This window comes from Deinococcus indicus, from assembly GCF_002198095.1.
Classification (GTDB): Bacteria; Deinococcota; Deinococci; order Deinococcales; family Deinococcaceae; genus Deinococcus; species Deinococcus caeni.
Window position 1 is genome coordinate 141594 of the sequence record NZ_NHMK01000022.1, and the last position, 19589, is coordinate 161182.

The following is a 19589-nucleotide window of genomic DNA, read 5'->3' on the forward strand; positions in this document are numbered from 1 at the left end:
CGCCTGAACTTCCAGCGCCACCCCTGCAGTCCGCCGCTGCCCGGATACCCCGGCGCGCGGCCCGCCGCCTGCCGCGGCGGGGGCCCGGCGGACACGGCGCGGCCGCTCACGGGCGGCTCCACTGCACCTGCCGGTACAGCTGCACGAAGCGCCGCGCCACCAGGTTCAGGTCGTACTCGAATTCCGCCAGGGTCCGGTTGTGCCGCGAGATCAGGTCGTAGCGGGCCGGGCTGGCCAGCAGTTCCTGGACGGCCAGCGCCAGCGCGCCCGGCGATCTGGGCGGGATCAGGCGCCCGCATTCGCTGGTGATCAGGTCCGTGATGGGTTCGACCGCGCAGGTCACGACCGGCAGGCCCCAGGCGAGCGCCTCGATCAGCACGATCGGCTGCCCTTCCGGGTAGTACGACGGAAAGACCATCAGCGCGCAGCGGCGCAGCAGCTCGGTTTTCGCCTCGCCGCTGACGTGCCCGTGGAAGACCACGCGGTCCGCCACGCCCAGGTCGGCGGCGAGCGCGCGGGCCGGTTCGGCGGCCGGGCCGGTGCCGGCGACGTTCAGGGTCACGCCGGGCAGCGCGGGCAGGGCGCGCACGGCGTCCAGCAGGCCCTTGGCTTCCAGCAGGCGGCTCATGAACAGCAGTTCGCGGCCCGCCAGCCGCGGCCCGCTCAGGCCGCTCAGGTTCAGGGCCGGCAGCGTCACCCCGTTCGGCACGCGGTGCAGCCGGTCACGCACCCACGGGTGGCGTTCCAGCAGCGCGCGTTCCTGCAGGCGGTTGATGACGACCACGGCGTCCGCGCGGCACAGCTGGCGCACCGCGAGCTGCCCCAGCGGGCCGCGCACGTCGCCGGGCAGCCCGCCGTGGAATTCCACGACGACCGGCGACCCCTGAAGCCGCGCGGCGAGCATCAGCGCCGCGTCGCGCAGCGCGGCCTTCGGGGTGAACGACGGATTCAGGTGCACCAGCTGCCCGCGCGAGCGGCGCGCGAAGCCCGGCAGGCTGCCCAGCAGGTGCCCGGCGCCGCGCAGGCGGGCGCCCAGCGTCTCGTCCTCGTCGAGGCCCGCGCCGACATGCACCTGCTGCACCGTCAGGCCCAGGGTCGCCAGCGCGCCGTGCAGCGCCCCGCAGTGGGCGACCACGCCGCCCCCCACGCGCGGGTGGGGTCCGGACAGCAGCAGCGGAATCGGGGGGGCGGCCGTCCTCACGCCACGACCGCCCCGGCCCGCACGGCCTGCAGCCACAGTTCGAGGTTCACGGCCGTCCAGGCCAGTTTCGCGCCGCCGGTGGTGCCCAGCGCCTGCGGGCGCAGCATGCCGCTCAGTTCACCCCGGTCCATCAGGCTGCTCAGCTGCGCGGACGGCGAGAGCAGCAGGTCGTGCGTCATGGAGCGCAGCGCCGCGTCCGTGGTCAGCCACTCGCCCAGCGGCAACCGGAACCCGCTCTTGGGCCGTTCGAGCACCTCGCGCGGCAGGGCCGGGCCGAACGCGGAGCGCAGCGGCAGTTTCCCGCGCGCGCGGGACACCTTCAGGTGGCGCGGCAGGGCCACCGCCCAGGGCGTCAGTTCGCGGTCCAGCAGCGGCACGCGCTGCTCGATGGACGCCTGCATGGTCGTGTAGTCCCCGCGGTGCAGCAGGTTGTTCGGCAGCCACGCCTCCAGGTCCAGCACCTGCATGCGTTGCAGGTCGCTCCAGGCGGCCGGGTACGCGGCCACGCGGTCCTCGACCCACTGGCGGGCGCGTTCCGGGCGCGCGCCGGCCATCAGCAGGCCGCTGAGCAGCGTGGGCGGCGCGTCGTTGTTGGCGAACCAGCGCATCCAGCGGGCGGCGGCGTGCCGCTCACTCAGGGCGTCGGCGGCGATGCCGAGGCGGCCGGCGCGGCCCAGCCCCAGGCGGCGGCCCAGGCGCATGGCCGGTCCCAGCGGCCCCGCCATGCCGTCGGCGAGGTACTTGGGGTACCCGGCGAACGATTCGTCGCCGCCCTCGCCGGACAGCACGACCTTCACGTCCTGCGCGGCCCGCAGCGAGAGTTTCAGCATGGCGACGTCCGCCGGTTCCGAGAAGGGTCCGTTCAGGGTGCCGGACAGGCGCGGCGCCAGGGTCAGGAAATCCGCCGCGCCCACCGTGACCGGGTGCAGGTTCAGGCCCAGGTGCCGCGCCACGAGCTGCGCGTACGGCAGTTCGCTGCGTTCGCTGCCGGCCGATTCGAACCCGACCGCGTAGGCGTTCAGGGGCGGGCCGTCCGGGCGGGCCAGCAGGCTGGCGACCACGCTGGAATCCAGGCCGCCGCTCAGGAAGCAGCCCAGCGGCACGTCCGCCAGGGTGTGGTGGTCCACGCTGTCACGCACGCGCTCCCGCACGTCCTGCACGCCGGGAAGCTGCGCGGCCTGCGCGGCGCGGCAGCGTTCGACCTCGGCGCTCACGCTGCCGAAACGCACGTGGAACACGGCGCTGGCCTGCGCGGCCACGACCAGCGCCGTGCCGGGTTCCAGGCGCTGCACGCCCTCGTACAGCGTGTCCAGCCCGAAGGCGTGCCGGTAGGTCAGGGTCTCCAGGACCGACGTGAAGTCCGGGCGGGCCTCCATGCCGGGCAGCGTGAACAGCGCCCCCAGTTCCGACGAGAATCCCACCGCGCCGTCCCGCGAACGCGACCAGAACAGCGGCTTGATGCCGAACGGGTCGCGGGCCAGGACCGTGTGGCCGCTGCGCGCGTCGAACAGCGCCAGGGCGAACATGCCGCGCAGCCGCCCGAAGCCCTCCACGCCCCACGCGAGGTAGGCGTTCAGGATGACCTCGGTGTCCGAACGGGTCGCGAAGCGGTGCCCGCGCGCCTCGAGTTCGGCGCGCAGTTCGAGGTGGTTGTAGATCTCGCCGTTGAAGACGGTCGTGACCAGTCCGTCCACGTCGCTCATGGGCTGCGCGCCGCTGGACAGGTCGATGATGCTCAGGCGCGCGTGCCCCAGCCGGGCGCTGCCCAGCGTGACGCTCGACTGCCGGTCCGGTCCGCGGTGCCGGATGGACCCCAGGTCCAGCGCCTGCCCGGACGGGGTGTCAGAGATGAGTCCAAGAATGCCGCACATGCTGTTCACCTCCCTGCCGGCGCCCGGAGGCCGCCGCGTGAAAGACGGCCGCGAACGCCTCGGCCATCCCGCCGACCGTGAAGCGCTGCCGGGCGCGTTCCAGTCCTGCCGCGCCCATCCGGTCCCGCAGCGCCGGGTCAAGCGCCAGCGCGCGCAGCGCGTCCCCCAGGCCGCGCAGGTCGCCGTCCGGGACGAGCAGGCCGGTCTCGCCGTTCGTGATCAGTTCGGACGGCCCGTGCCGGATGTCGAAGGACACGGCGGGCAGCCCGCAGGCCATCGCCTCGGCCAGCACGTTCGCGAAGCCCTCGGCGTACGAGCTGAGCACGAAGACGTCGTGCGCCTGCAAGAACGCCAGCGGGTCCGGCACGAAGCCCACCAGCCGCACCTGCGCGCCCAGGTTCAGCGCGGCGATGCGGGCCTGCAACGCGGCGCGGTCCGGTCCCTCGCCGGCGATGTCCAGCGTGAACGGCACGTCCTGGCGGCGCAGGTCAGACAGGACGTCCAGCAGCCGGGCAAAGCCCTTGCCGGCGGTCAGGCGGCCCATCGCGGCGAGGCGGACCGGGCCGGCCGGGGCAGGCGGGCGCGGCGCGGCCGGGAAGCGGGTGGCGTTGTGGATGACCTGCCCGCGCCGGGCGTCGCCGCCGGCGCGCGTGAAGTCCCGCAGCAACCCCTGTGACGGCACCACCCAGCGGTCCGCCTGCCGGATCACGTGCAGGCGCGCCTGCCGCTTGATCAGCCCGGCGTCGTCGCGGTTGCGCAGGGCGTTCTCCTCGTTCGCCACGTGCGCGAAGCCCAGCGTGCGGCGGTTCAGCGAGGCGACCGCCACGCCCGCGTACCACAGGCGCGAGTACACCACGTCCGGCTGGCTGCGGCCCAGGTGTTCGCGCAGCAGGGTGCGGGCGCGGGCCACGTTGCGCAGCGCGTGCGCCGCGCCCCGCCCGCCGGCCGCGCGGGGCGCGGCGGCCAGGTCCACGTGGCGCAGTTCCCGCAGGTGCAGGCGGCGGGTCAGGGTCTCGTCGGGCGGGGCGCTGAGCAGCGTGACCAGTTCGCACTCGACGCCGTACGCGGGCAGGGCGCGCAGCAGTTCGGCCATCTGCACCTCGGCGCCGCCGCCCGCCAGGACCGGCAGCACGGCCGTGACCCGCAGGGGCCGCCCGCGCGTCACAGCGCTCCGCGCCGGCGCACGACGACTTCCAGCGTGGCGACCAGCAGGGTCAGGTCCAGCCAGGGGCTCCAGCGGCGCACGTACTGCAGGTCCAGCTGCACGCGCTCGTGGAAGCTGGTGCCGCTGCGGCCCGACACCTGCCACAGACCGGTGATGCCGGGCCGGCAGCTGAGAATCACGTCCGTGTGGGGGTTCATATCGGGCACCTCGCGTTGCAGGTAGGGGCGGGGACCGACGAGGCTCATCTCACCGGTCAGGACGTTCAGCAGTTGCGGCAGTTCGTCCAGGCTGGTCTGCCGCAGGAAATGGCCGGCGCGGGTCACGCGCGGATCGCTGGGCAGCTTGTGAAAGCGGGCGTAGTGCGCGCGGGCCTGCGGGTCGCGGGCCAGCAGGTCGGCGAGTTTCTGCTCGCCGTCGCCGTGCATGGTGCGGAACTTCCAGCAGGTGAAGGGCCGGCCGCGCCAGCCCAGGCGGGTCGCGCCGTACAGGACCGGGCCGCGCGAGTCGAGTGCCACGACCAGCGCCACGATCAGCAGCAGCGGCGTGAAGAACGGGAACAGCAGCGCGGCGATCACCAGGTCCAGCGCGCGTTTCTGCCGCAGGTCGCCGGGTTCCAGGTGGCGGCGGCGGACTTCCAGCACGCTGATGGTGCCCAGCTGGTGCGAACCGGCCCAGCGGGTGTCCGAGGCGGGCTGCGTGACCATCACCAGCACCCGGCGGAAGCGGGCCAGCGGCCCGTCGAGCAGCCGGTCGCGCAGCGCGAACGGGATGTTCGGCATGGCCAGGATCGCGAGGTTGGCGTCCCCACTGTCCAGCGGGCGGTAGCCGAGGCTCCAGTCGCGGCGCAGCGTGTCGGTCACGGTCGCGGCGGCCTCGCCGTCCCCGATCACGGCGACGTCCACGCCCCAGCGGTTCGCGGCGTGCAGCAGGGCGCGCACGCCGCCCTGGGTCAGCAGGACCAGCGGCACGCCCAGCGGCGCGATCAGCAGCAGCGTGACGGCGCCCACCAGGGTCGTGGGGGTGTACTCGACGGCCGCGCCGATCAGGCTGGGTACGGCCGCGCAGGCGCAGATGACGCTGCGCCGCAGCCGCTCGCTGCTGTCCATGCCGTAACCGGGGTACGAGCGGAAGGTGAGCGAGGCGACCACCCAGGTGCAGATGAACGCCGTCTGCCAGGCGTGACCGGCGTGCCCGCCCAGCGCGGCCGGCAGGGTCAGGCCCAGCAGCAGCCACAGCGCGCCGGCGTCCCCGGCGGCCAGAATCACGCCGTTCATGCTGGCCCGGCGGTCCAGGGCGCCGGTGGTGGGCACCCGCGCCCGGACGACCGGGCCGGCCGCCTCGGCGCCGGCCTCGGCTGCGTTCGGGCCGGGGTGGCGGAGGATCTCGTCTGTTACCGATTGCGTCACAGTCATGCTTCTCCGTCGGTACTGGGTCATGCTGGGGCGTCGGGGGCCGCCGGGCGGGGGTCATACGGACTGCCGTCTGTCTCGGGGGCAACACGGGAGATCGCCGGGTTGCCCGCTGCACGCCCGGAGGGGCGTTTCTCTGCTGCTGGCGCTGCCTCGCAGCTCTGCGCGCCCTTCAACCGGAATCAGTGGGCCGCGTCGTGCGGGCGGTGGGCACTCAGGGGCGGCGACGCCGGCAGCGGAGCGGCCTCCAGACGGTCCTGTTCGGCGCGCAGCTGCACGGCCAGCGAGTCCTGCGGGAGGTCCACGTCGGCGTAGGTGAGGACCTCGTCGCGCTGCACGGCCCGGCGGAGGCGGGCGCCGACCGCCAGCCCCATGGGCAGCAGCTGGCCGGCGCGGGCCACGTCGGCGTTCTCGCACTGCCCGTAGGTGTGGTAGCCGCCCAGGCCGTCCAGAACAGTTCCGGCAGGCAGGTCGGTCTTGGCGGTGGTGATCACGTCCACCATGTGCGCGCTGGGCTGCAGGGCGGCGTCCCCGAACAGCACGGCGCGCGCGGCGGTCAGCGGCACCTCGAAGTGGCACAGGTGGTACGGCGTGTAGAAGGAGTACAGCGGTCCCTCGCCCAGTTTGTACAGGTTCAGGTAGTGCCGCTGGCGCGGGTCGTCGTGCGTGGCAAGCACGAACACGCCGGGGCCGGGGCGACTGCCGACCGTGTAGTCCACCACGCCGCCCAGGGCCCGCAGGGCGTCCACGTCGTACTGGCTGGTCAGTTCGTCCACGTGACCGGGGAACACCGAGCCGCGCATGCCGCGCCGCTCCACGCGCATGCCGGTGCCGTTGGCGACGATCGCCTGCTCGAACGAGATCTTGGTGCCGTCCGCGAAGCTGGTGACCATGTGCGGGTTCTGCCCCCATTTCTCCGCGAACGCCCGCTGGGTCGTGGGGGTGCGGTACGGGTCCTGCAGGCCCTTGATGTTCCCGCACACCAGCGGGGTCAGGCCGATGGAACGCACGAAGCGGTACAGGTTCATCTGCACGCCCGGCTGGTCACCATCCGCGGCGGTCAGGATCACGCCGGCGGCGGCGGCGCGCCGCGCCAGCAGCGGGCCGATGGTCGCGTCGAGTTCGGCGTTCATGGTGACCATGTTCCGGCCGTGCGCGATGGCTTCCAGGGTCACCTGCGCCCCGAATTCCACGTCGCCCGTCACGTCGATCACGCAGTCCACCTGTTCGCTGCGGCACAGCAGCAGGGCGTTGTCGGTCACGACCGGCCGGCCGCGCCGCACGGCGTCCTCGAAGGCGACCTGGGTGTCCACGCGCACGTGGTGGGTCCAGCCGGCCTCGGCGTAGGCGCGTTCCGCCCCGGCGACGTGGCGGTTGGAAATGGCGACCAGGGCCATGCCGGGCACGCTGTTCACGATCTGGTTCGCCACGCCGCGCCCCATGAACCCGGCGCCGATCATGGCGACCCGCACGGGCGTGCCGGCCTGCTCGCGGCGCCGCAGCGCCGTATCCACGATGATCATCGGCTGACCTCCAGTGCGGCGGGCGGGGCGGGAACCGGGCGGGGCAGGTCGTCACGGTCGGCCAGCAGCGGCCACGCGGCGTCCTTGCTGGAAATGACCGTGACCGGCAGCGGCCAGCCGATGCCCAGCGCCGGATCGTCGAAGCGCAGGCCGCGCTCGGAACCCGGCGTGTACGCCGCGCTGACCTGGTACGTGACCTCCGCGCCGTCCGTGAGTGCCTGGTACCCGTGGGCGAACTGTTCCGGCACGAACAGGGCGCGGCGGTTGTCGGCCGTGAGTTCCACCGCCACGTGCTGCAGGTACGTGGGCGACTGCGGGCGCAGGTCCACGATCACGTCCAGGATGGCGCCGCGCGTGCAGCGGACCAGTTTCGTCTCGGCGGCCGGCGGCAGCTGGTAGTGCAGGCCGCGCAGGGTGCCGGCGCGGTGGTTGAAGCTCAGGTTCGCCTGCACGGTCAGCGGGTTGAGGCCCCGCCCGGCGAAGACGTCCCGGTCGAAGGTGCGGGCGAAGCCCCCGCGTTCGTCGGCGATCACGGTCAGGTCGATGATGAACGCGCCGCTCAGGGCAGTCTCGGTGAGGTTCATGCGGGGCTCCCTTCGCGGCGCGCGGGGACCGGCAGGGGCTGCCAGTAGAAGTCCTGGTCGATCTGACCGGTGCGCAGCAGGTACTCGAGTTGCGTGAGGCGCGTGTACCCGCGCCAGTTGAAGTCGCTGGCCTGCAGGTCGATGCGGCTGAACAGGTCCGCGAGTTGCTGCGCGCCGCGCCCGGCGTCCCAGGCGGGTTCGAAGTCCGGCAGGGCGCGGCGGATCTTGTCGAAGTTCACGCGGTACGAGCGGTTGTCCAAACCGTTCTCGCCGAACTGCACGGCGCAGCCGGGGAAGGCCTGCGCGACCAGTTCGGCGATTTCCCGCACGCGGTAGTTGTGGTCGGTCGCGCCGACGTTGAAAGTCTCGTTGTGCACCCGCTCCGGCGGCGCCTCCAGGACCAGCGCGATGGCCTGCGCGATGTCCAGGGCGTGGACCAGCGGCCGCCAGGGCGTGCCGTCCGAGGTCATGGTGATGGCCCGGCGCGTGCAGGCCAGTCCGCTGAGGTTGTTCAGCACGATGTCAAAACGCATGCGGGGCGAGGCGCCGAAGGCCGTGGCGTTCCGCAGGAACGTCGGGGAGAACGAGGCGTCCGCCAGTTCCCGCAGATCGCGTTCGACCAGCACCTTGCACTCCGCGTAGGCCGTCTGCGGGTTGACGTCCGAGCGTTCGTCCACGAAGTCCGCGCCGCCCACGCCGTACACGCTGCACGAGGACATATACACGAACCGGGTCACGCCGGCCGCCTTGGCCAGCCGGGCCAGCCGCACGGAGCCCGCGTGGTTGATGTCGTACGTGATGGTGGGCAGCAGTTGCCCCAGCGGATCGTTCGACAGTTCCGCCATGTGCACCACGGCGTCCATGCCGCGCAGGTCGTCGCTGCTGACGTCCCGCAGGTCCTTGATCAGGGTGCGGGCCGTCTGGTCGGTGCCGTGATACAGCCAGCCCGCCCGGTAGAAGCCGGTGTCCAGGCCGGTCACGCTGTGGCCGCGCCGCAGCAGTTCCGGGGCAAGCAGCGAGCCGAGGTATCCTTCCGTGCCAGTCACGAGAATGTTCATGCGTAGACTCCTTGCTCGCCGCTGTCGGGCTGGGCGTAGTGGCTGAGGTGCGGGGGGGCCGGAACGCGCGCCGCGACCATCCGGCCGATCTCCAGCGAGGACGTCGCGGCGGGCGAGGGCGCGTTGCAGACGTGCAGGGCGTTCGGTGCGTCGACCAGCAGGAAATCGTCCACCAGTTGCCCGGCGGGGGTCAGCGCCTGGGCGCGCACGCCGGCCTGACTGGGCGTCACGTCGCGCGCCTGCACCTCGGGGATCAGCTGCTGGAGGCTGCGGACGAACGCGGCTTTCGAGAACGACCGCCACAGTTCGGCGGCGCCCTCGCGCAGGTTCTGCCGGGCCAGCCGCTGGAAACCGGGGTAGCCGAGGGCCTCGCGCAGGTCGCGCAGGTTCACGTCCCGTTTTGTGTAGCCCTCGCGGGCGAACGCCAGGACGGCGTTCGGGCCGGCGTGCACGCTGCCGTCGATCATGCGGGTGAAATGCACGCCCAGGAACGGGAAGTCGGGGTTCGGGACGGGGTAGATCAGGTTGCGGACCAGGTGGCGGCGCTCCGGCACCAGTTCGTAGTACTCGCCCCGGAACGGCACGATCTGACTGCCGGGGTCCGCGCCGGCCTGCCGGGCGACGCGGTCGCTGTGCAGCCCGGCGCAGTTGACGAGCACGTGCGTGGCGAACGGACCGTCCGTGGTGTCGATCCGGTAGCCGCGCCCGTCCGCCTGAACGCCCGTGACCTGCGTTCCGTAACGGACGGTGGCGTGCCGCGCCTGCAACAGCCGCGCCAGCGTCAGGCAGACGGCGCGGTAGTCGATGATCCCGGTGTCCGGCAGGTGCAGCCCCGCGAGCGCCCTGACGTGCGGCTCGTGTTCCAGGACCTGTTCGGGCGTCAGGGGGGTGACCTTCAGGCCGTGTGCCTGCGCCCGTTCGTGCAGCCGGCGCAGGCCCGGCAGTTCGGAGGAGCGGGTGGCGACGATGATCTTGCCGCAGCGGTCGTAGGGCAGGCCGTGCCGGTCGCAGAAGTCGGTGATGGAGCGGTTGCCGGCGCGGCACAGCTGCGCCTTGAGACTGCCGGGCGCGTAGTACACGCCGCTGTGGATCACGCCGGAATTGCGGCCGGTCTGGTGCTGCGCGGGGGCCTGCTCCTTCTCGAGAACCACGATCAGGGCGTCGGGGTAGCGGCTGGTCAGGGCGTGGGCGGTGGCCAGCCCGACGATCCCGCCGCCGATCACAGCGAAGTCGTAGCGCATCACCAGACCTTCCAGGGCGCCCGTCCTGAGCGCCAGAGTTCCTCGAGGTGGTGCTTGTCGCGCAGGGTGTCCATGGGCTGCCAGAAGCCCGGATGCCGGAAGGCGGACAGCTGTCCGGCGTGCGCCAGGGCGCGCAGCGGCTCGGCCTCCCAGGTGGTGTGGTCGCCCTCGATGTGGTCGATCACGGCGGGTTCCAGCACGAAGAAGCCGCCGTTGATCCAGTTGCCGTCCCCGTCGGGTTTCTCCTGGAAGGCGGTGACGCGGCTGTCGCTGGTCATGCCGACCGCCCCGAAGCGGCCCGGCGGCTGCATGACGGTCATGGTGGCCAGTCCCCCGTGGCGGCGGTGAAAGTCGATGCTGCCCGTCACGTCGATGTCGCCCACGCCGTCGCCGTACGTGAAGCAGAACGTGTCGTCTCCCAGGTACTGGCGCACGCGGCGCAGGCGGCCGCCGGTCAGGGTGTCCTCCCCGGTGTCGACCAGCGTGACGCACCACGGTTCGGCGTGGTTGCACAGGTACGTGGCGTCATGGGTGCGCATGTCGAAGGTCACGTCGGACATGTGCAGGAAGTAGTTGGCGAAGTACTCCTTGATCATGTACTGCTTGTAGCCGCACAGAATCACGAAATCGGTGATGCCGTGCGCGGAGTAGATTTTCATGATGTGCCACAGGATCGGGCGGCCGCCGACTTCGATCATGGGTTTGGGCCGCACGGTGCTTTCCTCGCTGATGCGGGTGCCGAGTCCACCGGCCAGGATGACGGCCTTCACGCGGTTCCTTGTCTGCTGGTCATGGTCTGCGCTCCTCTGGTGTGGGGTGGTGGGCATCACAGGCCGCCTCGGTTTCCTGCGACTGAACGCATGGTGAGACACCGGGAAAATGAGCAACCGCTGCTCATGCGCTGCTCATGGGCAAGATGAGGCCACCGCGGCCACCGCTGCGGTGAAAGGAGGCCCCATGGTTCCAGCCCGGACGGAAACGCACCCCTCGAACGACCCGGCGCGTCGCCCGGCACCCCCCCAGGCGGCGCGGCGGCAACCCGCGTGACGGACTGAAGTGCGGCTGCTCTCGCCACAGGTGCTCCGGAACGCGGCCGCGCTGTACGGCGTGCATGTCGTCACGTACGCCCTGCCGCTGCTGACCACGCCGTTCCTGGCGCGGACCCTCGGACCCGGCGCCTGGGGCGCGCTGGCCGTGGCGCAGGCGTTCGCGCTGCTCGTTGCGCTGCTGATCGAGTTCGGCTTCGACCTGAGCGGCACCCGTGAAGCGGCCCGGCGGCAGGAGGACCGCGCCTCCCTGGGAGCGCTGCTGTCCAGCGTGACCGTGGCCAAAGGGCTCCTGACCGTCACGGCGGCCCTGCTGACCCTGGCCGCGCAGCAGTGGGTTCCGGCCTTCCGGCAGGAGCCGCTGCTGCTGTGGGTGGCCTTTGCCTGGGCCGCCGCGCAGGCCCTGAACGTCATGTGGTTCTTTCAGGGAATCGAGAACCTGGCCCGCGTGTCCACGCTGGACATCGGACTGAAAGCGGCCGGGACGGCCGCCGTGTTCCTGACCGTCCGCGGCCCCGCCGACGCGTGGCTGGTGCCTGCCGCGCAGGGCGCCGCAGCCCTCGCGTCCGCCGGCCTCTGCCTGTGGCTGGCCGCCCGGCACGCCCCCCTGACGTGGCCGGGGTGGGCGGCCGTGACCGGCGCGGTGCGGCTGGGCACCAACATGTTCGTGTTCCGGGCCGCGTCCAGCGTGTATGCGAGCAGCGCCGCCTTTCTGCTGGGACTGTTCGTGTCGCCCCAGCTCGTGGGGTACTACGCCGGGGCTGACCGGATCGCACGCGCCTTCCAGGGGCTGCTCAGTCCACTGCACCGCGCCCTGTTTCCCCGCTACGCCCGGATGGTCCACCTGCCGCCGGCGCAGGCCCGCGAGGCGCTGGCGTCCGGCATGCGGCTGATGGCGGGCGCCGGGCTGCTGCTGTCGCTGTGCGCGGTGTTCGGCGCGCCGCTGCTCGTTCAGATCCTGCTCGGCCCGGCCTTCGGCGAGTCCGTGCCGCTGCTGCGCGTCCTCGGGCTGCTGCCGGCCGTGATTGCCGTCAACATCGTCCTCGGGCTGTTCTGGCTGCTGCCGCGCGGAATGGACCTCACGTTCAACCTGACCGTCCTGGGCGCCGCCGCTCTGAACGCAGGGCTGATCGTGTGGCTGGTGCCGCGCGGCGGTCCGCTGGCCATGGCCGGGGCGGTGGTCGTCACGGAACTGGCCGTGCTGGCCGTCCTGACGGTCGCCTACGCCCTGACCCGGCGCGGACCTGTGCCGGCCGAGACGCTCGGTCGGTCGGCCTGACATGCGCCTCTCCCGTGACCAGCTGGATTTCTGGGGCTACGCGGCCCTGTTCAGTCTGTTCCTGGGCACCTTCTCGCTGTTCGGCACCCTGCACGCCCTGAACCCCGCCGCGGCCGACGGCGCGACGCTGCTGTGGCTGGCCGTCACGTGGCTGGCCTCGGGGCTGGCGCTGCTGAGCCTGCGCCACCTGCCGCTGCCCGGCGTCCTGCTGACGCTGCTGGGCCTGATGCCGTACGGGTACTTCGCGTGGCTGTACTTCACGGGCGCGCCCATGGTGGGCGCCTTCAGCTACTTCTACAAGTTTTCCTCACTGCTTGTGTTCCCGGTCGTGTACCTGTGGTGCCAGCGCCGCAGCGACGCCCGGATCGAGCAGACCCTGATGCTGCTCGCCACGGTCCTGGCGGCGCGGGTCCTGATCGCCTTCGCCGTCCCCGGCCTGTTCCCCGGCCGGGCCGGGAACGGTCAGGCGGCCCTGTGGGACGACGTGACCATCTACGAGCAGGTGGGGCCGCTGGCACGCGTGTTCTATCCGGGGGTGGCGCTGCTGTTCTTCGCGCTGATCGTCTCCGTCGAGCGCGCCCTGACCCGTCCGGAAGGCATGCGGTTCGAACTGGCCCGCGCCGCCTTCTTCACCCTGGCCCTGTCCTGCACCCTGACCCGCGGGTTCCTGTTGACGACGGCGGCGCTGATCACGCTGTACGTCATGATCCGCTGGCTGACCACGCAGGTCAGCCAGTCCCGGCGGGTCCGGCTGCTGACCGCCGGCGCCCTGTTCGTGCTGGGGGCCGGGGTCGCGGTCACCACCACCCCGGCCGGTCTGGCCGTCACCCGTCTGGCCGAGCAGTACGCGGGGCAGGAACGCTTCAGTCTCGACGGCACCAACATCGACTGGCGTGCGGAGCAGGCGCGGCTGGCCTTCACGCTGGTCCAGACGCCCGAGCAGCGCTGGATCGGGGTCGGTACCAACGTCACCATCCCGGAGGACATCAAGGCCCCCAACCCCTGGGAGACCACCGGGGAACTTCACTACTCCTTCCATTCGGTCCAGTGGACCTTCGGGTACGTCGGGCTGCAACTCCTGATCTGGGGAGGGCTGCTGCTGCCGCTGCTGAGCGCGCTGCGCTGGCGCCTGCGTTCCCCGCTCGCCCTGACCCTGCTGACGACCCTGGCCTTCATCTCGGTGATCGGCAGTTACACCATCGTCTTCACGAACGCCGACTGGAATTTCATGATGGTCGTCTGCAGCGCGTTCCTGCTGGCCCGCGCGCAGCAGGCCGCGCAGGCGCACCGCTGGTTCTCCGCGCCCGAACCCCTGCCCTGGCGGCCCGGAGTGCCTTCCGGGACGCCCCTGGAGCCTTATGACTGAACGCATGTCGGCCGTGACGGTCATCGTCATCAACTACAACCAGACGGACCTGACCGTCGCCTGTCTGCAGTCCCTGCGGCACCTCACCCGCCCTGGCCGGGTGGTCGTCGTGGACAACGGTTCGCGCCCCGAACAGCTGGAGCGCCTGCGCGCGCACCTGCCGGCCCAGGATCTGCTGGTCCTGCCGGTCAACGTCGGCTTCACGGCCGCCAACAACGCCGGCAGCGCCTTTGCCCTGCGGACCGGCGAACCGGAATTCCTGTGGTTCCTGAACAACGACACCCTCGTGGACCCCGGCGCCCTGGACGCCCTCGTCCGCAGGGCCCAGGAGCGGCCCGACATCGGCGCGGTCGCGTCCGTCCTGTACGACATGGGCACCGAAACCGTGCAGGCGTACGGGGGTGGCCGCGTCAGTCTCTGGAAGGGCGAGTCCCGGCTGCTCAGACGGACCGTGCCCGACGAGCAGCTGGATTTCCTGGCCGGCACGAGCCTGCTGGTCCGGGTGCTGGCCATCCGGCAGATCGGCCTGCTCGACGAGCAGTTCTTCATGTACTGGGAGGACACGGACTACAGTTTCCGGTTGCGGGCCGCCGGGTGGGCACTGACGGTCGCGGCCGATTCACGGGTCTGGCATCTCGGCGCGGTCAGTACGGGCGCGAACACGGCGACACGCAAATCCGAGACGTTCGAGCGGGTCTTCTCGCAGAGCACCGTGCGCTTCTACCGGCGACACGCGCCGCTGCCCATCGTGCCCCTGACCTGCGGCCTGGGATGGTACTTCGTCAAACGCCTGCTGAAACGGGAGTGGCCGCAGGCGCGCGCCATCGTGCAGGGAACGCTGGCCGCCTTCAGGCCCCCGCCAGCCCGCGGGCTGCCGTCCTCGGGAAGGCCCTGAGCGGCGGGCCGGTCATCCGGACGGCCGTCTGGAGCACGCCATGTGAGACGGACTGCCGTCTGTGTCGCCGACAACCCGGACATTCACCGGGTTGCCGAATCCATGCCCGGCAACGGCTTCGGCTCGCACTCGCTCTGCTGCGCAGTTGTGCGACTCCGCTCGGATGGAAGCCCACCGGCAATGAGCAACGGCTGCTCATGCTGCGCTCATGGGCAAGATGGGGTGGACCTCACACAGGGTCGCCCCGGCCGGAACCCCCATTCGCAGGATTCCGGGCCAGGAAAGGAGTGATCATGCCAAGACGGCTGCAGTTCCCTGGATGCCTCCTGCTGAGCGCGCTGGTCGCGTCCGCCGGCGCCTCCTCCCTGAGCGGCGAGGCCCGCAGTTTCGTCGAGCGCCTCGGCCGTGCCAGCGGCGTCCCGCTGAGCGCGCCACTGTTCGTCGGCATCAACGCCAGCCAACGGGTCGCCAGCACCTTCCAGAAGAGCGGCCGGTGCGTGACCGCGCCGACCCTCGGCCTGCTTCAGCGGCAGCCGGCCAGTCCCGGCGTGCGCGCGATGCTGATCCTGGAACTGCGCTGCGTGCAGATGGTGAATGGCCAGACCCTGACGGCCGAGTCGGCGCTCGCCCTCGCGAACGGCCTGGGCCTGAACGTGGCGAACATCAACGCGATGCTAAATGACCCGCTGGCCGTCAACCGGCTGCTGGACGCCGCCCAGCGCCCCGTGACGCCGATCACGCCCACCCGGTAAGGGCCGTGGCCACTCCCGGTTTCCCGGACCGTGCCGCGACCAGTCACTCTCTTGCACCGTCACCGGACGTCCGGGCGGCACTGGGAGTTCCCAGTCACGTCACCTCCCTCCTCCTGAGCGCCGCCGGCGTCCTGACGGGCGCGGCGCTGTGCCTGAGTGCCGCGCAGGGCTTCGTGCTCGGGCAGGCGCGCACGCAGGCGCAGCTGGCGCGCGAGCAGGGACAGTACGACCTGGCCACGCAGCGCCTGCAACGGGCGCTGCGGTTCACGCCGCACGCCTGGGAAGGCTGGTCGGACCTGGCCCTCACCGCCCGCTCGGCCTGGGTCTTCCAGCAGCGCCCCGAGCAGCTGGCGCTGGCCCTGAGCGCGTACGCCCGCGCCGCCTCGCTGAACCCGCAGAGCGCCGTCCCCCGCACCGAGCGGGCCCGCACCTTCCTGGTCGCCGGTCAGGCGGGCAACGCCATGGACGAGTACCGGAACGCGCTGGCCCGCGACCCCCACAGTCCCGGCCTGCGGGTCGCGTTCGCGCAGGCGCTGGAAGCCGGCGGGCAGCCGGACGCGGCGCTCGAACAGTACCGCGCGGCCGCCCGCATCGACGCGAACGAGTACTCGCAGGACGCCGAACGCCGGCTGGCGCCCCCCGCCCCGCCCGCAGTGGGTGAGCGGTGACGGGCCGGGTCACGGTGACGGCCACGCCCGGCGGGACGGGGCTGGCCGGCGTGGCCGTCCGGTCCCACTGGCGGCAGGCGGCGCTGCTGTCGCTGGCGGGCGCGGCCGCGTGGGGGCCGCTGGCGCAAGGCAGCGCCTTCGACGGGGGCCGCGCCGGGCTGATGCTGCTGACGGCCGTGACGGTCCTGACCTTCACGCAGGCCGCCGCGCGGGGCGAGGTTCCCGCGCGGCCCGGCGTGTGGGGCGGCGTCACTCTGGCCCTGATCGTCTGGATCCTGCTGGGTGCCCTGCGGGCGCAGGAGTCGTTCGGGGCGCAGCAGCAGGGGGCGCTGCTGATCGGGGCGCTGCTGCTGGGCCTGAGTGCGCGCGCCCTGCTCACGGGTCCGCTCGTCCGCGCGCGGTTCGGGGCGCTGCTGTGCGGCGTCGTGGGTGTCATGGCCGCCGCCGTGGTGTGGCAGCGCCTGACCGGCGGCTTCACGCTGCGGGCCGATCCGGCCGCCGCGACGGGTCTGTACTACCATCCCAGCCACTACGCCGGGTTCGTGACCCTGGCCCTGCCGGTGGCCGTGTGGGGCCTGACGACCGGCGGTCACGCCAGCTGGCGGCGCCGGTCCCGGCTGGCACTCCGGGCAGTCGGTGGGGTGTCGGCCGTGATCCTGACCGTGTCGCTGGCCTTCACGCATTCCTCCAGCCTGCCGACCGCGCTGCTGGCGCTGGGACTGGCGGTCTCGGCCGCGCTGTGGCGCTGGCGCCGCTGGGACGGGGCGGCCGCCCTGAGCGTCCTGCTGCTGGGCGCGGGGACCGGCGCGTGGCTGCTGGGCAGCGCCGACGGGCAGCGCCGCCTGGACCGGCTGATGGGCGGCACCCAGACCAAGAGCGTGGGCCGGTTCCTGCAGGAACGTCAGGCGCTGTGGACCATCGACCGGCAGGTCGCGGCGAACGCCGGGGTGCTGGGGGTCGGGCCGGGCAACTTCGTTCACGTGGCCCCGCAGTACCGCCCGGCCCAGGCGACGGGCAGCAACGATCACGCCTTCGGGTTCGTGAACTACGCGCACAACGACTACTACCAGATGGCCGCAGAGCACGGGCGCGCCGGAGTCACGCTGTACCTGCTGATCCTGCTGCTGACGCTGTGGACGCCGCTGCGGGCGCTGCGGGACGGACGGCGGATGGACCCCCTGGCGGTCGCCGCGCTGTGCGGCCTGCTGCCGCTGTGGATCGCCGGGATCTGGGACGGCAACGCCACGGTCGTGCCGGGCACGGTCGCCTGGGCGTGGCTGCTGATGGGCGCGGCTGTGTCCGGCGTGCAGGACCGTCAGGGTGCCCACATGCACCGCCTGACACGGGAGGTGAAGCGGCCATGACACCCACCGGTGAAGACCTGGACCTGACCCGTTCGTTCGGGGCGCTGCGGCGCGCCGCGTGGCTGATCGTGCTGCTCGCGGCGCTGGCCGGCACCGGCACGTACTTCGCGTTCCGGGAGCAGACGCCGCTGTACCGGGCCGAGACGATGATCCTCTCGGCCGGATCGCAGACGGGCAATCAGCGCGTGAACGACACGCTGGTCAGCGCGCCGCCCCTGCCGCCCGGCGCGATCAAGGGCGCCCTGAACAGCCAGAACGTGCAGGGCGTGGTCCGCGACCGCCTGAGCGAGATCCGGGAGCTGACGCCCGCCGAACGGGCGCGGCTGGCTGCGGACCTGAACCAGGCCATCTCGACCGGCAAGGGCGAGACACTGACCATCGCCGGGCAGTCGGACCTGTACGGCAACGGCACGTTCCTGCTCAGCGCCCTGCACGAGAACCCGCGCGTCGCGGCGAAACTGGCCAACCTGGCCGGGAACGCCCTGCTCGCCTGGGATACGCAGCGGGGCCTCGTGAAGGTCACGGCCGCCGCCGACGTGCTGCGGCTGCAACTGACCGACATCGAGCGGCGGATCGCGCAGACCGGCGCGGACACCCGGACGCCCTCCAGCCTGCGCCAGACCCTCCTGACCCAGCGCTCGGACCGCCTGGACGCCCTGAACCGCCTGCTGGCGCTGGAGAAGGCCGTGGTCGGCTCGCTCACGATCGTGGCGCCCGCCGCCGTGCCCAGCCGGCCCATCGCGCCGAAACCCACCCGCAACGCGGTGCTGGTCGGCGCGTTCGTCCTGGTGCTGCTCAGCGCCGGCGTGATGGTCCGGGCGTCCCTGAACCGCCGCGTGGGTTCTGACCGGGACCTCAAGGAGCTGCGGCTGCGGCTGATGGGCGAGGTGCCGCGGCTTCGCCTTCCCCGCCGGGGCCGGTCGCTGCTGGTCGCGCTGCGGCTGGGCCGCTACTCGGACAGCGTCGGGTTCCTGTCCGCCGGGATCCGCAACGTCCTGCCGGATCATCCGGACGGCGCGCCCATCGTGATGGTCACCTCACTGTTCAGCGGGGACGGCAAGTCGAGCATGACGGCCTCCATTGCCGATGCACGCGCCGCGAGCGGAGAGCGCGTCCTGGTGATCGACGCGGACCTGCGCCGCCCGTCGCAGGTGGGCCTGTGGCAGATGGCGGCGCACGCCGCCGAGTGGGTTAACCTGCCCGGCGCGGACCCGCTGCCGGGTGAGGAGGCCCGCGACCTGCTCGGCGCGCTGCAACACCCGGACCGGGCGCAGGCGCGGCGCCTGCGGGAGAACCTGCACCTGATCTCTCCGCGGCCCGCCAGCCACGATCCGGGCTTCCTGTCGAGCGTGGCGTTCCGGCACGCGGTCGCCGGGTGGCGCGGCCGGTATGACCTGATTCTGGTCGACTGCCCGCCCGCCCTGGCCGTGGCGGACCCGTTGATGCTGGCCCCCTACGTGGACGGCGTCCTGATCGTCCTGGCCGCCGACCGGGCCACCATGGGCGGCGTTCAGCGCCTGCTGGACGCGCTGGTGCTCGCGAACGCGAACGTGCTGGGCGTGGTGCTGAACAAGGTCAATCCCCGTGAACGCACCACCCGCTACGGCTACGGCTACACGCAGCGGCCGTCCGTGCCGCTCTACCGGGCCGACACGAAGGAGATGAAGTTCTGACCGCGATGTTCGGGTGTCCTGAGAAGTTGCTCCAACACGCCTGAACATCGCGGCGGCACTACGGAACATCGCCGGACTGTCAAGGAAACAGACGGAATTCGTATTACAAACCATTCAATCGGAATTTGCACAACGCTATCTGAAGAGGACGGACTTCTCATCCGGGGAGTCCGTCCTTTTCTGTCAGCATGTTTTTTTGTGCAGATTTTTACATAAAGCAGGACAGAGGCAATTGTTTCACACGGAAGATGAGCCTGAAAAGTATGCGCCCGGTGGGGACAAACATTGCAGCGCGATCTTTTAGACACACAACCCCTCAATGATCCTCATGGAAATGCCTCCTATATTTCTGCACTGAGTCTAGACCTGAATAGACTGATTCCCACCCCTGTGCGCCACAGCAGTGGATGAACTTTTCCACTCTCTGGCTATTTCTTTACGTGTCGTTTCCTACAGGAAACATTCTTACAGAAAAAGAACGTAACAGAAATCTT

16 protein-coding genes are annotated in these 19589 nt (G+C 71.6%); 7 read left to right on the forward strand and 9 right to left on the reverse strand.

What is annotated here, in order from left to right:
- Positions 1 to 106: 106 nt before the first annotated feature.
- The 9 genes from CBQ26_RS14870 to rfbF form a co-directional block, all read right to left on the reverse strand.
- Positions 107 to 1201: a glycosyltransferase family 4 protein gene (locus CBQ26_RS14870; RefSeq protein ID WP_143342155.1), complete on the reverse strand. Its 1095-nt coding sequence runs from the start codon at positions 1199 to 1201 to the stop codon at positions 107 to 109.
- The gene (gene asnB / locus CBQ26_RS14875; RefSeq protein WP_143342156.1) at positions 1198 to 3072 is read right to left on the reverse strand and encodes an asparagine synthase (glutamine-hydrolyzing); all 1875 of its coding nucleotides are present in this window, start codon (positions 3070 to 3072) and stop codon (positions 1198 to 1200) included. The genes CBQ26_RS14870 and asnB overlap by 4 nt, the downstream gene beginning before the upstream one ends.
- The gene (locus CBQ26_RS14880) at positions 3044 to 4237 is read right to left on the reverse strand and encodes a glycosyltransferase (RefSeq protein WP_088249424.1); all 1194 of its coding nucleotides are present in this window, start codon (positions 4235 to 4237) and stop codon (positions 3044 to 3046) included. The genes asnB and CBQ26_RS14880 overlap by 29 nt, the downstream gene beginning before the upstream one ends.
- A complete protein-coding gene (locus CBQ26_RS14885; RefSeq protein WP_088249425.1) occupies positions 4234 to 5649 on the reverse strand; it encodes a sugar transferase in 1416 nt (471 codons plus the stop codon). The genes CBQ26_RS14880 and CBQ26_RS14885 overlap by 4 nt, the downstream gene beginning before the upstream one ends.
- Before the next feature lie 179 nt (positions 5650 to 5828).
- Positions 5829 to 7169 (reverse strand): NAD(P)H-dependent oxidoreductase, encoded by a 1341-nt coding sequence (locus CBQ26_RS14890; protein WP_088249426.1) that lies wholly within the window; start codon positions 7167 to 7169, stop codon positions 5829 to 5831.
- Positions 7166 to 7753 carry a dTDP-4-dehydrorhamnose 3,5-epimerase gene (gene rfbC, locus CBQ26_RS14895; protein WP_088249427.1) on the reverse strand — a complete coding sequence of 196 codons (588 nt, stop codon included), beginning with the start codon at positions 7751 to 7753 and terminating at the stop codon, positions 7166 to 7168. The genes CBQ26_RS14890 and rfbC overlap by 4 nt, the downstream gene beginning before the upstream one ends.
- A complete protein-coding gene (locus tag CBQ26_RS14900; RefSeq protein ID WP_088249428.1) occupies positions 7750 to 8811 on the reverse strand; it encodes an NAD-dependent epimerase/dehydratase family protein in 1062 nt (353 codons plus the stop codon). Before CBQ26_RS14900 ends, rfbC begins: the two co-directional genes overlap by 4 nt.
- The gene (lhgO, locus tag CBQ26_RS14905; RefSeq protein WP_088249429.1) at positions 8808 to 10052 is read right to left on the reverse strand and encodes an L-2-hydroxyglutarate oxidase; all 1245 of its coding nucleotides are present in this window, start codon (positions 10050 to 10052) and stop codon (positions 8808 to 8810) included. The genes CBQ26_RS14900 and lhgO overlap by 4 nt, the downstream gene beginning before the upstream one ends.
- Positions 10052 to 10822 carry a glucose-1-phosphate cytidylyltransferase gene (gene rfbF, locus CBQ26_RS14910; protein ID WP_088249430.1) on the reverse strand — a complete coding sequence of 257 codons (771 nt, stop codon included), beginning with the start codon at positions 10820 to 10822 and terminating at the stop codon, positions 10052 to 10054. Before rfbF ends, lhgO begins: the two co-directional genes overlap by 1 nt.
- Before the next feature lie 307 nt (positions 10823 to 11129).
- Between rfbF and CBQ26_RS14915 the strand changes: the two genes are divergently transcribed.
- From CBQ26_RS14915 to CBQ26_RS14945, 7 genes are all read left to right on the forward strand, one after another.
- Positions 11130 to 12377 carry a lipopolysaccharide biosynthesis protein gene (locus CBQ26_RS14915; protein ID WP_172418115.1) on the forward strand — a complete coding sequence of 416 codons (1248 nt, stop codon included), beginning with the start codon at positions 11130 to 11132 and terminating at the stop codon, positions 12375 to 12377.
- 1 nt (position 12378) lies between these two features.
- Positions 12379 to 13743: a hypothetical protein gene (locus CBQ26_RS14920; protein ID WP_088249432.1), complete on the forward strand. Its 1365-nt coding sequence runs from the start codon at positions 12379 to 12381 to the stop codon at positions 13741 to 13743.
- Positions 13736 to 14638 (forward strand): glycosyltransferase family 2 protein, encoded by a 903-nt coding sequence (locus CBQ26_RS14925; RefSeq protein WP_088249433.1) that lies wholly within the window; start codon positions 13736 to 13738, stop codon positions 14636 to 14638. The genes CBQ26_RS14920 and CBQ26_RS14925 overlap by 8 nt, the downstream gene beginning before the upstream one ends.
- Before the next feature lie 293 nt (positions 14639 to 14931).
- Positions 14932 to 15390, forward strand: a complete 459-nt coding sequence (locus CBQ26_RS14930) for a hypothetical protein (protein ID WP_143342158.1) — start codon at positions 14932 to 14934, stop codon at positions 15388 to 15390.
- A 5-nt stretch (positions 15391 to 15395) separates the two neighbouring features.
- A complete protein-coding gene (locus tag CBQ26_RS14935; RefSeq protein WP_088249435.1) occupies positions 15396 to 16058 on the forward strand; it encodes a tetratricopeptide repeat protein in 663 nt (220 codons plus the stop codon).
- Complete coding sequence (locus CBQ26_RS14940; protein ID WP_088249436.1) at positions 16055 to 17422, forward strand: O-antigen ligase family protein; 1368 nt, start codon at positions 16055 to 16057, stop codon at positions 17420 to 17422. The genes CBQ26_RS14935 and CBQ26_RS14940 overlap by 4 nt, the downstream gene beginning before the upstream one ends.
- Positions 17419 to 19095, forward strand: a complete 1677-nt coding sequence (locus CBQ26_RS14945) for a tyrosine-protein kinase domain-containing protein (RefSeq protein ID WP_088249437.1) — start codon at positions 17419 to 17421, stop codon at positions 19093 to 19095. Before CBQ26_RS14940 ends, CBQ26_RS14945 begins: the two co-directional genes overlap by 4 nt.
- Positions 19096 to 19589: the final 494 nt, after the last annotated feature.

Excerpts from the sequence above, each read along its gene's own strand:
- asnB (WP_143342156.1), bottom strand. The coding sequence starts at position 3,072 with ATGTGCGGCATTCTTGGACTCATCTCTGACACCCCGTCCGGGCAGGCG.
- CBQ26_RS14885 (WP_088249425.1), bottom strand. The coding sequence starts at position 5,649 with ATGACTGTGACGCAATCGGTAACAGACGAGATCCTCCGCCACCCCGGC.
- CBQ26_RS14890 (WP_088249426.1), bottom strand. The coding sequence starts at position 7,169 with ATGATCATCGTGGATACGGCGCTGCGGCGCCGCGAGCAGGCCGGCACG.
- rfbC (WP_088249427.1), bottom strand. The coding sequence starts at position 7,753 with ATGAACCTCACCGAGACTGCCCTGAGCGGCGCGTTCATCATCGACCTG.
- CBQ26_RS14900 (WP_088249428.1), bottom strand. The coding sequence starts at position 8,811 with ATGAACATTCTCGTGACTGGCACGGAAGGATACCTCGGCTCGCTGCTT.
- lhgO (WP_088249429.1), bottom strand. The coding sequence starts at position 10,052 with ATGCGCTACGACTTCGCTGTGATCGGCGGCGGGATCGTCGGGCTGGCC.
- CBQ26_RS14920 (WP_088249432.1), top strand. The coding sequence starts at position 12,379 with ATGCGCCTCTCCCGTGACCAGCTGGATTTCTGGGGCTACGCGGCCCTG.
- CBQ26_RS14925 (WP_088249433.1), top strand. The coding sequence starts at position 13,736 with ATGACTGAACGCATGTCGGCCGTGACGGTCATCGTCATCAACTACAAC.
- CBQ26_RS14930 (WP_143342158.1), top strand. The coding sequence starts at position 14,932 with ATGCCAAGACGGCTGCAGTTCCCTGGATGCCTCCTGCTGAGCGCGCTG.
- CBQ26_RS14945 (WP_088249437.1), top strand. The coding sequence starts at position 17,419 with ATGACACCCACCGGTGAAGACCTGGACCTGACCCGTTCGTTCGGGGCG.